General features: G+C 64.6%; 15 protein-coding genes. 7 read left to right on the top strand and 8 right to left on the bottom strand.

The genetic code is table 11. The annotated features are described in order from the left end of the window. Positions 1-2 precede the first annotated feature (2 nt). Positions 3-1,244 carry a S1C family serine protease gene (locus CO669_RS19160; RefSeq protein ID WP_097661500.1) on the top strand — a complete coding sequence of 414 codons (1,242 nt, stop codon included), beginning with the start codon at positions 3-5 and terminating at the stop codon, positions 1,242-1,244. A 10-nt stretch (positions 1,245-1,254) separates the two neighbouring features. Here CO669_RS19160 and CO669_RS19155 read toward each other — a convergent pair whose 3' ends face one another. Together CO669_RS19155 and CO669_RS19150 are read right to left on the bottom strand one after the other, a co-directional pair. Further along, positions 1,255-1,533: a DUF3551 domain-containing protein gene (locus tag CO669_RS19155; RefSeq protein WP_097661499.1), complete on the bottom strand. Its 279-nt coding sequence runs from the start codon at positions 1,531-1,533 to the stop codon at positions 1,255-1,257. Between the two features lie 149 nt (positions 1,534-1,682). After that, positions 1,683-2,657, bottom strand: coding sequence for a Bug family tripartite tricarboxylate transporter substrate binding protein (locus CO669_RS19150; protein ID WP_097661498.1), 975 nt, complete (start codon positions 2,655-2,657; stop codon positions 1,683-1,685). A gap of 125 nt (positions 2,658-2,782) precedes the next feature. Here CO669_RS19150 and CO669_RS19145 point away from each other — a divergent pair, with 125 nt between their 5' ends. Continuing rightward, complete coding sequence (locus CO669_RS19145) at positions 2,783-3,193, top strand: VOC family protein (RefSeq protein ID WP_097661497.1); 411 nt, start codon at positions 2,783-2,785, stop codon at positions 3,191-3,193. A gap of 273 nt (positions 3,194-3,466) precedes the next feature. Continuing rightward, positions 3,467-5,044: an AMP-binding protein gene (locus CO669_RS19140; protein ID WP_097661496.1), complete on the top strand. Its 1,578-nt coding sequence runs from the start codon at positions 3,467-3,469 to the stop codon at positions 5,042-5,044. A 94-nt stretch (positions 5,045-5,138) separates the two neighbouring features. On the opposite strand, the gene CO669_RS19135 is transcribed toward CO669_RS19140, so the two are convergent. From CO669_RS19135 to CO669_RS19125, 3 genes are all read right to left on the bottom strand, one after another. Further along, a complete protein-coding gene (locus CO669_RS19135; protein WP_097661495.1) occupies positions 5,139-6,233 on the bottom strand; it encodes an HD-GYP domain-containing protein in 1,095 nt (364 codons plus the stop codon). Between the two features lie 403 nt (positions 6,234-6,636). Next, a complete protein-coding gene (locus CO669_RS19130) occupies positions 6,637-8,931 on the bottom strand; it encodes a xanthine dehydrogenase family protein molybdopterin-binding subunit (protein ID WP_097661494.1) in 2,295 nt (764 codons plus the stop codon). Continuing rightward, entirely contained in the window at positions 8,928-9,419 is a 492-nt protein-coding gene (locus tag CO669_RS19125) for a (2Fe-2S)-binding protein (RefSeq protein WP_198964101.1), read from the bottom strand. Before CO669_RS19125 ends, CO669_RS19130 begins: the two co-directional genes overlap by 4 nt. A 363-nt stretch (positions 9,420-9,782) precedes the next feature. On the opposite strand from CO669_RS19125, the gene CO669_RS19120 reads away from it, so the two are divergent. The 3 genes from CO669_RS19120 (at position 9,783) to CO669_RS19110 (ending at position 11,649) form a co-directional block, all read left to right on the top strand. Continuing rightward, positions 9,783-10,547, top strand: coding sequence for an alpha/beta fold hydrolase (locus tag CO669_RS19120; protein WP_097661493.1), 765 nt, complete (start codon positions 9,783-9,785; stop codon positions 10,545-10,547). Between the two features lie 24 nt (positions 10,548-10,571). After that, positions 10,572-10,913, top strand: coding sequence for a DUF2057 domain-containing protein (locus tag CO669_RS19115; protein ID WP_097661492.1), 342 nt, complete (start codon positions 10,572-10,574; stop codon positions 10,911-10,913). Between the two features lie 64 nt (positions 10,914-10,977). Continuing rightward, on the top strand, positions 10,978-11,649 hold the full coding sequence (locus CO669_RS19110) for a dienelactone hydrolase family protein (protein WP_097661491.1): 672 nt from the start codon (positions 10,978-10,980) through the stop codon (positions 11,647-11,649). Positions 11,650-11,788: 139 nt separating this feature from the next. Here the strand turns inward: CO669_RS19110 and CO669_RS19105 are convergent, their stop codons facing one another. The 3 genes from CO669_RS19105 to CO669_RS19095 all read right to left on the bottom strand — a co-directional run bounded on the left by CO669_RS19105 (position 11,789) and on the right by CO669_RS19095 (position 14,003). Beyond that, positions 11,789-12,538 carry a polysaccharide biosynthesis/export family protein gene (locus tag CO669_RS19105; protein ID WP_097661490.1) on the bottom strand — a complete coding sequence of 250 codons (750 nt, stop codon included), beginning with the start codon at positions 12,536-12,538 and terminating at the stop codon, positions 11,789-11,791. A gap of 275 nt (positions 12,539-12,813) precedes the next feature. Beyond that, the gene (msrA, locus tag CO669_RS19100) at positions 12,814-13,470 is read right to left on the bottom strand and encodes a peptide-methionine (S)-S-oxide reductase MsrA (RefSeq protein ID WP_097661489.1); all 657 of its coding nucleotides are present in this window, start codon (positions 13,468-13,470) and stop codon (positions 12,814-12,816) included. Between the two features lie 215 nt (positions 13,471-13,685). Then, entirely contained in the window at positions 13,686-14,003 is a 318-nt protein-coding gene (locus CO669_RS19095; RefSeq protein WP_097661488.1) for a hypothetical protein, read from the bottom strand. Between the two features lie 360 nt (positions 14,004-14,363). Here CO669_RS19095 and rpsT point away from each other — a divergent pair, with 360 nt between their 5' ends. Beyond that, positions 14,364-14,630, top strand: coding sequence for a 30S ribosomal protein S20 (gene rpsT / locus CO669_RS19090; RefSeq protein WP_027563963.1), 267 nt, complete (start codon positions 14,364-14,366; stop codon positions 14,628-14,630). Positions 14,631-15,042 lie beyond the last annotated feature (412 nt).

The raw sequence follows: 15,042 nt of genomic DNA, 5'->3' as shown, positions 1-15,042 counted from the left end.
GTATGTGGCTCAGATCTTTAGTCATCGCGTCTTTATTGCAGGTTGGCGTCGCGGGAGCTGCGCATGCGGCGGGACCGTTCGGCAGCGTCAATGTCGGCAACTGGATCGGCGGCGCGTTCAGCAACGACCAGACGGGGGCCTTCTCCCATTGCGCCGCGACGACGCCCTACGCGAACGGCGTCATCCTCGTCGTAAGCCAAAATGCCGCCGGCACCTGGTCGCTCGCGTTTGCGAGTCCCGGCTACCGCTTCAACAAGGGCGAGAACGCCGCAATCGACCTGACCTTTGACGGGCAGGAGCAAGCCAGGCTGTACGCCACGGCGTATCAGTCCAACATGCTCACCGCTATCATGCCACTCAATGTCGTGCGCACGTTCCAGAAGGCGAGCCTGATGGTCGCAACGGCCGGCCGCGCCGTCCTGAATTTCGACCTGACCTCGACCGGGCCGGTCATCGCGGCGTTGGCCAATTGCGTGACGAAGGTGAAAGCCGACGGGCTCGAAAAGGCCGGCGACTTCGCCAAGGGTGCGGCCAGGCCGGCCGCCACGGCGGAGAAGCAGGCCTCACCGCCCGCCGGCAAGCCCGTCAAGTCCAAGAGCGGCACCGGCTTCGTTGTCAGCGCCAACGGACACATCGTCACCAACAACCATGTGATCGAGGGTTGCAGCGACCTCAAGGGCAATCTGACCGGCGAGGCGGCAATGGCGTTGCGCGTCGTATCGAGCGATGCAACCAACGATCTCGCCCTCTTGCAGGCGCCGTCGACGGCGACGTTCAAGGAGGTCGCCCGGATCCGCGATCGCTCAATCCGCTCCGGCGATTCCGTGGTCGCGATCGGCTTTCCCTACCGCGGGCTGCTGAGCTCGGACTTCACCGTGACCACCGGTATCGTGAGCTCGCTCAGCGGCATGCGCAACGATTCGCGTTTCTTGCAGATCAGTGCGCCCGTGCAGCCCGGCAACAGCGGAGGCCCGCTGTTCGACACCACCGGGCAGATCGTCGGCGTGGTCACGGGAAAGCTCGACAATCTCAGGATTGCGGTCGCAACCGGCAATATCCCCGAGAACATCAACTTTGCCATCAAGACCGGCGCGCTGCGCGACTTCCTCGACAATTCCGTTGTGCCCTACCAGACCGCAGAGCCCAAGGGAGAGCTGAAGACCACCGACATCGCGGCCAACGCGCGCGCCTACACGATGCTGATCTCGTGTACCGGCACGGAGCAGGCGGACGCGAAGCGGTAGGTCGCGGCTCTCAATAAGGCGCGACGGGCCGCACGCGCCGCGGCGGCCGTGGTTGCTGCGGCTGCCCCTGGCCGTAGGCGAAGCGCGGGTTGCGGTCGCAGTACAGCAGCCGGCCGGATACGCTGGCCTGGCATTGTTCATAGCTGCTGTAGGAGCACTCCCCGGGATAGTCGTATTCACCGCCCTGGGCACACCATGGATAGTCGCGCGCGGCCGCCGGCGTGACGGTGGCGAAGCCGGCCAGGACCGCCGCACTGAACGTCAACAGCACCAATTGCGTCTTGCGCATGATCCAACTCCTCTTCAGCTGGCACGAGTTACGGATGCCATCATTATCAGGTTTCGCAGCGCCGTTTTATTCCAGATCAACGAGGCAACGCACGCAAGAAAAAAGCCCCGCCGAACGGCGGGGCTCCAATCCCTGATATCACAAGATCGCTACTCGACCTTGAGGCCGGCGAACTCGACCACCTTTTTCCACTTCTCGGTCTCGGCCTTGATCTCCTCACCGAACGCCTCCGGGGTCTGCACCCGCGGCTCGCCGCCGAGCTCGACCAGGCGCTTGGTCATGTCGGGCTCCTTCATCAGCGTGTTGATCTCGCTGTTGAGCTTGGCGATGATGTCCTTCGGCGTGTTCTTCGGCGCGCCCATGCCGAACAGTGCGCTGGCCTCATAGCCCTTCACCGTGTCGGCGATCGGCTGCACGTCGGGCAGCTGCGGCGAGCGCTCCGTCGTGGTGACGCCGATCGCACGGAGCGAGCCGGACCGGATGTGCTGGATGATCGAGGGCATGTTGTCGAAGATCACCTGCACCTGGCCGCCGAGCATGTCGGTGATCGCGGGCGCGGCGCCGCGATAGGGCACGTGCTGCATCTTGCAGCCGGTCATGGCCATGAACATCTCGCCGGACAGATGCACCGAGGTGCCGTTTCCGGACGAAGCCATGTTGACCTTGCCCGGATTGGCCTTCACGTATTCGATGAACTCGGCAACGTTCTTGGCCGGCACGTCCTTGTTGACGGTCATCACGTTCGGCACGCGCTGGAACGAGGCGACCGGCGCGATGTCGTTCACGAAGTTGAACTTGAGATTCTTGTAGAGCGAGGCGTTGATGTAGTTGGCCGGATTGACCAGCTGCAGCGTGTAGCCGTCGGGCTCGGCGTTGACGACCGATTCGGTGCCGATGTTGTTGCCGGCGCCCGGCTTGTTCTCGATCACGAATTGCTGGCCGAGCTTTTCCGAGAGTCTCTGGCCGATCAGTCGCGCCAGGATGTCGGTCGCCCCGCCCGGCGGATAACCGACCACCCATTTCACGGGCCGGGCCGGATAATCGGCGGCAAGAGCCTTCGACAGCGGGGTGGCTGCAAGCGGACTGGCGGCGAGCAGGCCCAGCGCGGTACGGCGAGTGATCATCTCAAGGGTTCTCCCAACGTGTTGTTCTTGAAGCCAGATAGCTTGAAACCGGCGTCGGTGGGGTTGTAACAAAGCTTGCTGCAGGCGGAAAGTGCGCGGGGCGCAACGCGACGAAAGGATAAGGCATGCCGGTCAAGGTCGAAGCCCTCGATCATCTTGTCATCAACGTCGCCGACGTCACGGTCACCACGGATTGGTACCGCAGGATTCTCGGCATGGAAGTCAAGGTGTTCGATCCGGGCGGCGGCAAAGCGCCGCGGACTTCGCTCGTGTTTGGTAACCAGAAGATCAACGTCCGGCCGCGCGATGCCGACAAGGTGGAGTGGTTCACCGCGGACCATCAGACCGCGGGCAGCGAGGACCTCTGCTTCCTCACCTCGGCTGCGCCCGACGAAGTGGTGGCGCATTTGCAGGCACACGGCGTCGCGATTGAGGAAGGCCCGGTTCCCAAGCAGGGCGCGCGCGGCACGCTGCGCTCGGTCTATTGCCGGGACCCCGACGGCAGCCTGATCGAGATCTCGTCGTACGAGGACTAAGTTCGCCTGGCGCGAAGATACTCCATCGTCATGCCCGGACTTGTCCCGCCTGCGCGGCCGAAGCCGCTTCGGCGCGGCGAAGGCCCCGGCATCCACGTTCTTCGCGTGGCAAGACGTGGATGGCCGGGTCAAGCCCGGCCGTGAGGGAGAAGAGAGCACTCCTCACAGCACGCCAACGCATCCCCGATTTGCGCCCCGCGTCATCCGATGGCAGGAAGACGCAATCATCAAAAGACAGCCGCCAGCAAGATGCAGGCTGCACGGGGAGGAGCCATGTCAGTTCATCAGACCGCCGGAATTGTCGGACCGTTCGACGGGCTCGACGTCCCCTGGCTGCTCAAGCTGCGCGCCGAGGTCCGGCGCGATCATCCGTTCCTGATCTGGGCGCCGTTCGATGCGCCGGCGCGGCGCTGGAGCTATGGCGAATTTCACGAGCGGGTCGGCGCGCTCGCGGCGGGCCTTGCAAGGCGCGGCGTCAAGCCGGGCGAATATGTGCTCATTCATCTCGACAATTGCATCGAGGCGATGCTGGCGTGGTTTGCCTGTGTCGAGCTCGGCGCCATCGCGGTCACCACCAACACCCGCTCGGCGCCGGCCGAGATCGAATATTTCGCCGATCATTGCGGCGCCGTCGCAGCGATCACCCAGCCGGCCTATGCGGAGATCGTCGCGCAGAACTGCCGCAACATCCGCTGGATGGCGGTGACCTCGCATGACGCGGGCGTGGCGCCGGCGCAGGTGGTCTCGCGTGGCGACAGTTTCGACTCCCTGTTCGCCGACAGCGCGGACCGTCCGAAACGCGTAACCGATCCGCTCGCGCCATGCAGCGTGCAGTATACCTCGGGCACGACGTCGCGGCCGAAGGCGGTGCTGTGGACTCATGCCAACGCGCTGTGGGGCGCCAAGATCAACGCCGCGCATGAAGACCTGCATGCGAGCGACGTGCACCAGGCCTATCTGCCGCTGTTCCACACCAACGCCCTCGCCTACTCCATGCTGGCAACGCTGTGGGTCGGCGCGACGTGCGTGATCCAGCCGCGCTTTTCCGCGAGCCGGTTCTGGGGCGTCGCGCGCGAGCACGGCGCGACCTGGACCTCGACGATCCCGTTCTGCATGAAGGCGTTGCTGGAGCACGAGATCCCCGGGGATCACAAATTCCGTCTGTGGGGCACCGCGATCAACGAGCCGCCGGCCTTCGCCGCGTTCGGCATCAAGATGATCGGCTGGTGGGGCATGACCGAGACCATCACCCACGGCATCGTCGGCGAGGTCGATCAGCCCAATATCCCGATGTCGATCGGCCGCGCAGCGCCGGAGTACGAGATCCGCATCACCGACGATGACGGCCGGCCGACGGAGGTCGGCGGCACCGGAAATCTCGCGATCAGGGGCATCCCCGGCCTGTCGCTGTTCGCCGAATATCTGCACAACGAAAAGGCCACGCGCGAAAGCTTCGACGACCACGGCTTCTTCCTGACCGGCGACCGGGTCGATCGGCTGGAGAACGGCTTCATCAAGTTCGGCGACCGCGCCAAGGACATGCTGAAGGTCGGCGGCGAGAACGTCGCGGCGTCGGAGATCGAGCAGGTGATCGCGGTCGTGCCGGGCGTACGCGAGGCCGCCGTGGTGGCGAAGAGGCATCCGATGCTGGACGAGGTGCCCGTCGTCTTCATCATTCCGCACGGCGGCGTCGCGGGTGCCGCGCCCGATCTGCAGGACCGCGTGATGGCCGCCTGCCGCAAGGGGCTCGCCGACTTCAAGCTGCCGCGCGAGATCAGGCTCGTCGACGACATGCCACGCTCGACGCTGGAGAAGGTCGCGAAGGCGGAGCTGCGGAAGATGGTGGGGTGACACCAGTCGTTCCGGGGCGGTGCGGAGCACCGAACCCGGAACCTCGAGATTCCGGGTTCGCGCTACGCGCGCCCCGGAATGACGGGCTAAATTATCAGAACGACCCCAGTGCCACCGGGCGGAACGCCTGCAACAGCTGCTGATCCAGCTTGCCGCCCATCCCTTCCATCATCCCGAACGCGCGCGAATGCGTGAAGGGCATGCGGTAGGCGCGCTTCTCGACGAGCGCCGCGTAGATGTCGACGATGGTCGTCAGGCGCACGATGTCGCTGATCTGGTTCGACGACAGGCCGTTGGGATAACCGGAGCCGTCGAGGAATTCGTGGTGATGCAGCACCACATCGAGCATCTCCGGCGGGAAGCCGCCTTGGGCGGCGAGCGCGTCATAGCCGCGGCGCGGATGCTGGCGAACTTCGGACATCTCCTCATCGGTGAGCTTGCCGGGCTTGTCGAGCAGCGCGGAGGGAACGAAGGCCTTGCCGACGTCGTGCAGCAGCGCGGCGCGGGTCAGGCGGCGCTGATCGTCCTCGCGCATGCCGAGATGCTGCGCGAAGGCGACGGCAAAACCCGTGACGAACAGGCAGTGGCGATAGCTGCCGACATGATGGCAGCCGACCGTGGTGAGCCATTCGCGCAGCGAGGAGTGCTTGATCGCCTTCAGGATCTTGCTCTCGGCGGCGATGACGTCGTCGAAGGTCAAGGGCACGCCGAGCGGCAGCTTCTCGAACATCTTGGCGAGCACCGCGTGCGCCGCCTCGACGCCGCGGTTGAGCGTCTTGCCGCGATCGGTGGCGTCATAGACGGCGGTGTCCGGGAAGGCGGCGCGGATGCGCTGAAGGATGGCGTCGGCCTGCAGCGGCCGCGAAATGGTGTCGGTGGCGCCGAGCGCCCAAGCCTGCATGGTGCCGTGATGCAGAGCATCGGCAAGCACGAACAGCCGCGGCATCGAACGATAGGCGTCGCCGCGCAGCTTGTTGCGCACCCGCTGCACGCTCTCGGGCGAACGCAGGTTGATGTCGACCACGAGGCCGGAGAGATCGCGCGCCGGCTGCTCGGGGATGCCCTGGGTGGTCACCGTCGAGACCTCGCCGACCGCCTTCAGGATGCTGGCGAGCTCGGTGCTCTCGTCGCTCCGGTCGGAGGCGAGCAGAAGCCGGCGTTTGGCGGCGGTTTTGGCTGGCGCGTTCATGACTTCCCCAAAACATGGGACTGGATTTGGCGTCAGCCTAAGCCGGATCAGGTTCTCTGGCCCTTAAGAGGCGTGCTCAATGGAACTTTGCGGAATTCGGCGCAATTTTACGGATTTCGGGTTCCGCAGGGGCTCCAAAGCAAAAGTGCGAAAACAACCCCATGCACAGTAGAACGACATTGATAACAAAGGGGAATTTCGGCGCAGCTGTCATCGCCCGCGCAGGCGGGCGATCCAGTATTCCGAGACAGCGCGGCTTGAACCGAGAAGCCACGGCTTACTGGATTCCCCGCCTTCGCGCGCCTTCGCGGGGAATGACAGCGACTATGGAGAAACAGTCTCAAAACAAATCCGCCGGAGATTGCCTCCGGCGGATCGTCTCATTCGGCAATCGCAGTTCGGCTTACGCCTTCATGCTCGCCTTCACCGCTTCCGCCGTGATCGGCAGTGCGCGCACGCGGGCACCGCTCGCATTGAAGATGGCGTTGCCGATGGCCGGGGCGACTACCGTCACCGCGGGCTCGCCGACGCCGGTGGCCTTCTCGCCATTGGCGATCACGGCAACCGCGACCTCGGGCATCTGGCTCATGCGCAAGGGCCGGTAGGTGTCGAAATTGGTCTGCTCGATACCACCGTCCTTCAGCGTCGCCTTCTCGTACATCGCCAGCGACAGGCCCCACAGCGCCGCACCCTCGACCTGGGCCCGGATGTTGTCGGGATGCACCTGCGTGCCGACGTCGGTTGCGACCGTGAGCTTCTTCACGGTCACCGCTCCCGACGGCGCCACCGCGACATGGGCGACACACGCCGTCCAGCTCGCGGTCGCGCGCTCCTGTGACGAGACGCAGGCGACCCCCATGCCCTCGCCTTTCGGCAATGGCCTGGTGCCGTAACCCGACAGTCCCATCGCGGCGAGCAGCGTGTTGCGCAAGCGCTGCGCGCCGCCGTCGTTCTTGCCGGCGCCGTCGAGCAGCGAGATGCGGAACTGGGCAGGATCCTTGCCCGTGGCGGCCGCGATCTCGTCGATCATGCTTTCGACCGCCCAGAAGGTCCAACCCGGTGCCACCGAACGAAGCTGGCCGGACGGCGTGGCATTGTGCGCGAGCTCGTTCTTGATCGCGCGCACATAGTGATTGGGCACGGTGTAGAAGAAGTCCGCGCCGTTGACCGTGAAGCTGTCGAGCGGGCCCTTCTTGTCGACCGAAGGCGTGAGGAAATCGGGGATTCCCCAGCGCGCGGTCGGCCAGGCCGAGACGACGTCGTGACTGAGCGCGACGAGCTTGCCGTCGCCGTCCACGCCGGCCTTGACCTTTTGATAGGTGAGCGGACGCGAGAAATCCATCGTCATGTCGTTCTCGCGCGAGTAGATCACCTTGACCGGCTTGCCGACCGCCTTCGCCGCCTGCACCGCGGGGATCATCATGTCGGCATCGAGTCGCCGGCCGAAGCCGCCGCCCAGCCAATGCTGGTGCATCACCACGAACTTGGGATCGATCCCGGCCGCGCCCGCAGCGATCGCGCCGGAGCGCGTCGCGAACTGGTTGCCGGAATAGATATGCAGGATGTCGCCCTTGAACTCCGCAGTGGCGTTCATGGGCTCCAGCGGCGCATGGATATTGATGCTGGTGGTGTACTCGGCCTCGACCACTTTCGCCGCCGAACCGAAGGCCGCATTGGGATCGCCGTCCTTGACGAAGAACTGGCCGGAATCCTCCAGGCCCTGAAGCCGCTTGGCCTCATCCAGCAACGACTGGCTCGACAGCTTCGCGTTGGGACCGCCGTCATAGGCGATCTTCAGCGCATCCGCCGCCTTGCGGGCGTTGGCATAGGTGTTGGCCACCGCGACGACCCAGCCGGACGTGGTTCCGGTCTTGTCATCGAGGATGACGGCCTTCATGAAGCCGGGCACCTTCTTGGCTTCACTGTCGTCGACCGATTTCACCGTGGCGCCGAAGCGCACCGGCGGGGTCACCACCTTGCCGTAGGCCATGCCCGGCAGCATCACGTCGATGCCGTACTTGGCGGTGCCATTGGTCTTGGAGGGGATGTCGAGCTGCGGCACCGAGACGCCGATCATGGTGTATTGGTCGGGCGTCTTCAGCTTGATCGCCTTCAGCTCGTCCGGCGTGAAGGTTTTGGTCGCCTTGCCGCTCTTGACGATCTCGGCAAAGCTCATCTGCTTCTTCGACTTCGGGTGCGATACAACGGAGTCGCGCACCACGAGCTCTTCCTTGAAATAGGGCGGCAGGCCCATGGCCGCCGCGGCGGCCTCGCTCAGCGCGATGCGGCCAGCGGCGCCCGCACGGCTCATCGCCTCGAAGTTCATCATGGTCGACCAGCTGCCGCCGGTGATCTGCGCGCCGAGCACGGGATCGTTGAACTTCGGATCGTTGGAGGCGAGTTGCACGCGCATGTCGCTCCATTTCGCACCGAGCTCCTCACAGACGATCTGTGCCATGGTGGAAGCGATGTGCTGGCCCATGTCGGCCTTGCCGCAGGTCACGGTGACGAGACCATCCGGCGAGATCGAATACCACACGCTGGGCTCGAAACTGGCCGGCGCCGCAGCGGCCGCGGAATCGATGCCGGGCACGCCGGCATAGCCGAGCACGAGGCCGGTCGCGGCGGTGCCGACGAGGAAGGAGCGGCGGCTGAGATCGGTCATCTCGGGAGTCACGTTCTTCACATGCTCGTTCATGTGGGCCTCCGCTCGCTGGAGGTGGCCGACGCGGTGCGCATCTCGGATGCGGCGCGCATGATCGCCTTCTGGATCCGCGAATAGGTCATGCAGCGGCACAGATTGCCGTCCATGTGCGCGACCACTTCTTCCTTGGTCGGATTGGGATTCTTCGCGAGCAGCGAGGCTGCCTGCATGATCTGCCCGGACTGGCAGTAGCCGCATTGCGGCACCTGCTCGGCGACCCAGGCCTTCTGCAAGGGATGATCGCCCTTGGTGGAGAGGCCTTCGATGGTGGTGATCTTCTTGCCGGCGACGTCGCCGACCATGGTCTGGCACGAGCGCACGGCTTCGCCGTTGACGTGCACGGTGCAGGCGCCGCAGAGTCCGGCGCCACAGCCGAACTTGGTGCCGGTCATCTGCAATTGCTCGCGGATCGCCCAGAGGAGCGGCGTGTCGTTCGCCGCATCCACGGACAGACTCCGCCCGTTGATGGTGAGAGTTGGCATAGGCGTCTTCCCCTGCCGGTGCATGAAGCCGCTTACGGCGGCAACTTGAATGGCGGACGCCCACCGGGCTGGCGGCCCGCCTTGGCCGCAAGAATGATCGCGTTCGGTTGCCGTGGCAAATGCAATTTGGAACGAGTCGAAACAAACACGACGTCGACACGTTGTGCGTTGCGAGAGCGGGGTTTTGTCCAGCGACTGGACGCAACAAGCAGAGCGCCTGCATGCGCGCCATCGCAATCAGGCAGTTTCTTCAAGGTAACTTGGAGGGCTAGAGTGCAGCCGCACGCAGACCTTTACCCTCCCCTGGAGGGGGGAGGGTAAAGCACCGCGTTAGCGGCGAAAGAAAAGAAAGGGCGGGAAACAATGCCGAAGATCGAGCGGGAGGGCGTCGGGATCTACTATGAGGTTCACGGCGAGGGTCCGCCGCTGCTGCTGACGCACGGCTACTCCTCGACCTCGACGATGTGGCATGGGCAAGTCGACGCGTTCGCGAAGGATCACACATTGATCCTGTGGGACATGCGCGGCCACGGCCAGTCCGACTATCCCGATGATCCCAACGCGTACAGCGAAGCGCTCACGGTCGGCGACATGGCGGCGATCCTGGATACCGTCGGCGCGAAGCGCGCCGTCATCGGCGGGCTGTCGCTTGGTGGTTACATGTCGCTCGCATTCTACCGCGCCCATCCAGAGCGCGTTCGCGCGCTGCTGATCGTCGACACCGGCCCCGGCTTCAAAAAGGACGACGCGCGCGAGGCCTGGAACGCGCGGGCGCTCGCCACCGCCGACAGGCTGGATCGGGAAGGACTTGCGATGCTGAAGTCAGCCACGCGCGAGCGCGCCACCGCCAGTCATCGTGACGCCAGGGGACTGGCGCTCGCGGCACGGGGCATGCTGACCCAGCGCGACGCCCGTGTGATGGAGCTGCTGCCCGACATCAAGGTGCCCTCACTCATCGTGGTCGGCGCCGACGACACGCCGTTCCTCGCCGCGTCCGACTACATGGCGGCAAAAATCCCCGGCGCACAAAAGGTCGTGATCCCCGCGTCCGGTCACGCCGTCAACATCGATCAGCCCAAGGCTTTTGTTGACGCCGTCGAGCCTTTCCTGAAGAACTTGCCGGCATAGGACGGGCAATCAGGACGCAGGACCATGATGCGAGCGATATTGGCGGCGGTCGCAATGGTGACGCTGCTGTCGTCGGCGGCACCGGCCGAACCATTCGGCGGGATGCCGGCGCGCCGGCCTTTCGTCACGACCTCGTCGAACAGCATTCCGCTCGCCTTCGGCATGGATGCCGAGCAAACCGCCCGCGCCCTCGGGCAACCCCTGCAATATGTGCGGGGGCGGCCCGGCAACGAGATCTTTCTCGCCTTGCGCAACATCGGCGGCAGCAGGCTGATCCCCACCCGCCACCGCCTGTTCCTGCAATTCCGCCACGGCCGGCTGGCGGGATGGAAGGAGGATTACGGCGAGAACTGGATGTGGGAGTGAGGGATATCTCCTCTTGGTGAGGAGAGAGAGTAGGAATTCGTAGCAACCAAGAAGGACAACCCGCGTGGGACAAGACATCAAGCTGACGGCGTCCGACAATTTCCAGCTTGGCGCCTATCGCGCCGACCTCTCAGGCAAGCCGAAGGGCGCGGTCGTGGTGATCCAGGAGATCTTTGGCGTCAATCACCACATCCGCTCGGTCTGCGACCGCCTCGCCGGAGAAGGCTATGTCGCGATCGCGCCTTCGATCTTCGACCGCACCGCGCCGAACTTCCAGTCGGGCTATTCGCCGGACGAGATCGCGGAGGCGCGCAAGTTCGTCGCCAGTCCCGATTGGGCCGCGATGCTGCGTGACACCCAGGCCGCGATCGACGCGGTGAAGAGCGTGGGCCCGGTCGGCATCATCGGCTTTTGCTTGGGGGGCAGCATCGCCTTCGTCGCGGCAACGCGATTGACCGGCCTCAAGGCCGCGATCGGCTATTATGGCGGCGCCGTCGTACGCTTTGCCGACGAAACACCAAAGGTGCCGACGCAATTGCATTTCGGCGAGAAGGACGCGGGCATCCCCCTGACCGATGTCGAGACCATCAAGTCGAAGCGGCCGGATGTCGAGGTCTTCATCTATCCCGGCGCCCAGCACGGCTTCCATTGCGACGAGCGCGCCAGCTACGACAAGACCAGCGCCGGCATCGCCTGGCCGCGCAGCATGGAATTTTTCGCGAAGCATTTGAAGTAAGGCGCGCCTCTCTCGAATGTCATTCCGGGATGCGCCGATAGGCGCAGGCCCGGAATCCATACTCCCGATCGGGGTTATGGATTCCGGGCTCGCGCTATCGCGCGCCCCGGAATGACGAGGGGAGGGTCGGGCTGAAGTCCTAGAACCAGCGCTCGCCGACGAACACGGTGTCGCCGGGGTTCAAGGGGGTACCGAGCGGCACCACGGCGCGCATGGAGCCGCCGTTCTCGGTGTGCGTGACGGTGACGACGTCGCGCTTGGCGCGGGGCGAGAAGCCGCCGGCGATGGCGACCGCGCTTTCGACCGTCATGTTCGGCACGTAAGGATATTGGCCGGGCGCGGTGACTTCGCCGAGAATGAAGAACGGGCGATAGGACTCGATCTCCACCGCGACCGAGGGTTCGCGAATGTAGCCGTTGCGCAGGCGCGCGGCGATCTCGCCGGCAAGACCCGCCGTGGTGCGGCCGCGGGCCGGCACCGCGCCGATCAGCGGCATGGTGATGGAGCCGCCGGCATCGATGGCGTAGCTGTTGGTGAGACCCTCCTGGCCGTAGACCACGACGCGCAGCTTGTCGCCGGCATCGAGATGGTAGGAGGCATCGTAACGCGCCGGTGCCGGCATCGGCGCGGCGTAGCCGACCGGCATGGGGGCGGGCGAAGCGGCAAAGGAATTGCTGAGCGCCGCGATGGCGCCGCCGCCGTTGTTGGCAACGACGACCGGCTGCGGAGCGCCGTAGGGCTGGCCATAGGCCATGGAGTCGAGATCGGCGCGGGGCTGCATCACCGCGACGGGGCCGACGGTCTGCATGCAGCCGCCAAGGGTCAGCGCGGCGGACGCTGCCAAGGCCACTGCCGAGATCGACGATCGAAACGCGCGTGCAACTGGCACCGGACCTATCCCTCGAAACGAGACGGCTCCAGTGATGCACCACTTATGGTTAATAAAGCGTTTGCGGGGATCGGAAGGGCTTACCCTCCCCTGGAGGGGGAGGGTCGATCGCGCGCAGCGCGAGCGGGGTGGGGTGACAGTCTCGCGGCAACGAACAGTGCCCGAGTGGAGAGATCACCCCACCCCGTCACGCAATCTCGCTTCGCTCGAACGCGTGCCGACCCTCCCCCTCCAGGGGAGGGTAAGAAACACGCGCGGCGCGATAAGTTTGCGACTTACGCGCTCACGCCGGCGCCGATCGGGCAGGACACGCCGGTGCCGCCGAGCCCGCAATAGCCGGCGGGGTTCTTCGCCAGATATTGCTGGTGATAGTCCTCGGCGAAATAGAATTCGCCTGACGGCGCGATCTCGGTGGTGATGGCGCCGAGGCCCTTGGCTGCGAGCGCCTTCTGATAGAGCGCCTTCGACTCGTCGGCCGCTTTCTTCTGCGCATCGGAATGCGTGTAGATCGCGCTGCGATACTGCGTGCCGACATCGTTGCCCTGACGCATGCCCTGCGTCGGGTTGTGACTCTCCCAGAACGTCTTCAACAGCGTCGCATAGGAGATCTTGCTCGGATCGAACACCACCAGCACCACTTCGGTGTGGCCGGTGCGGCCCGAGCAGGTCTCTTCATAAGTCGGGTTCGGCGTGTGGCCACCGGCATAGCCGACAGCCGTGGTGTAAATGCCGTCGCCGAGCTGCCAGAATTTGCGCTCGGCGCCCCAGAAGCAGCCGAGCCCGAACACGGCCTGCTCGAGGCCGGCGGGATAAGGCGGCTTGAGCTTGCTGCCGTTGACGAAATGAGTGGTGGCGGTCGGAATGGCTTGCGTGCGGCCGGGCAGCGCCTCAGCTGCGCTCGGCAATGCGGTGGTTTTGCGCATGAACAGCATGATGGTCTCCGAAACGAGCTGTCCGTCGCGCGAGCCAGATGCTCGGGCGCCGTGCTCGCGATGAAGTGGGAATATAGGGATCTACGGTGGCGAGGGCAGCCCTGTTACGCCGCGCCCTTCGCAAGGTTCGGTCGCAGGGCTTGAAACCTTCATCCCGGGAATTGGAAGATCAATCCCGGCGGGACTTGAAGATCAATCCCGGCGGGACTTGAAGTTCAATCCCGGGAATAGCCGATCAGCGGTTTCCGCGGGCGGAACAGGAGCATCAGCACAATGCCGAGAATGCCGAGGACGGCAAAGACCGGCTGATCCAGCAACAGGCGGATCACCGAGGTCCAGAGCCAGGGCGCCTTGGCCTCGACCCAGGTGCGGAAGGCGGACTGGCTGGCCTGATTGACGTCGTTCCAGAACTGGCCGAACCGGGTGAACCGCAGGGTCTGGTCGGCCACCCAGCGGGCGCCGTCATAGACCATGAAGATGAACCCGCCGGCGAGCAGCAACAGCCCAATCAGTCGGAAAAAGCCGCGGATCATGCCTCACCTTATATGGTCGTCCGATCGGAGGACCTGACTAAACGCCGCCAGCCAATAGCCGGCCGACGGCAGAAATTCAACCTCTTCAGGGCGTTACGGCGCCCGCTCACGCCTCCCTGGCCCGCTTTTCCAGCCCGGAAAGCGTTGACGGTGCCGAAGACCCTCTCTATAAGGGCGCCAACTGGCGGCGGGCGCAATCCTGCCGCCGCTGTTCTTTGAGCAGTTGCAGGCTTTTTGAAGCCTCATGTTCCGGGGACGGCCAGCAACCGAACACCCTAAATCCGAGCGTCGATTCCGCGGTCAAGCAAGCCGGCGCTACCCGACCAAGACGCGACCGGACCCGCAAAGGATATTGAGACCATGGCCAATACCACTTCCGCCAAGAAAGCGACGCGCAAGATCGCCCGCCGCACCGCCGTCAACAAGTCGCGCCGCACCCAGATGCGCGGCGCCGTGCGCACCGTCGAGGAAGCCATCGCGACCGGCGATCGCGCCGCTGCCGTGAAGGCGCTGGCGAATGCCGAGCCCGCCTTGATGCGTGCCGCCCAGCGCAACATCATTCACAAGAACAACGCCAGCCGCAAAGTCTCGCGTCTCACCGCGCAGATCGCCAAGCTCGCGAAGTAACGAGCCAAGTAACCCGCCAAGTCACGGCGGACCGATCGGCCGATCGATCATCGCACACGTCAAACAGCCCGGCACCGCGCCGGGCTTTTTTGTTGCCTGCCATATTCCCGCAAGCGGGCACGCACGACCGATCTTCGATAGGAAGGTTTGCACCGCCTGCGCTATTCTTCGTTCCGTAGTTCTACTTGCCGGTGCTGAAACAGCGGAAACTTTCACCGCGTTGCAAAAACCCCTGTGCGGCGGGCTCGAATTGAATCGGCAGACGACGAAAGTTCTACACACCGTAGATTCACAGGAATGCACATTATCGAGGAGTTACCCTGTGAAACGAGACTCAAAAAACGATGTCTCGCTAATCACTTATCGACATAGCGACCGCAAGCATTTGGAAAATTCGCTCGCGCGTCGCGCA

Source organism: Bradyrhizobium sp. Y36 (assembly GCF_002531575.1).
Classification (GTDB): Bacteria; Pseudomonadota; Alphaproteobacteria; order Rhizobiales; family Xanthobacteraceae; genus Bradyrhizobium.
The sequence above is the reverse complement of the archived record's forward strand: the minus strand, read 5'-3'. Positions and strand labels throughout refer to the sequence as shown.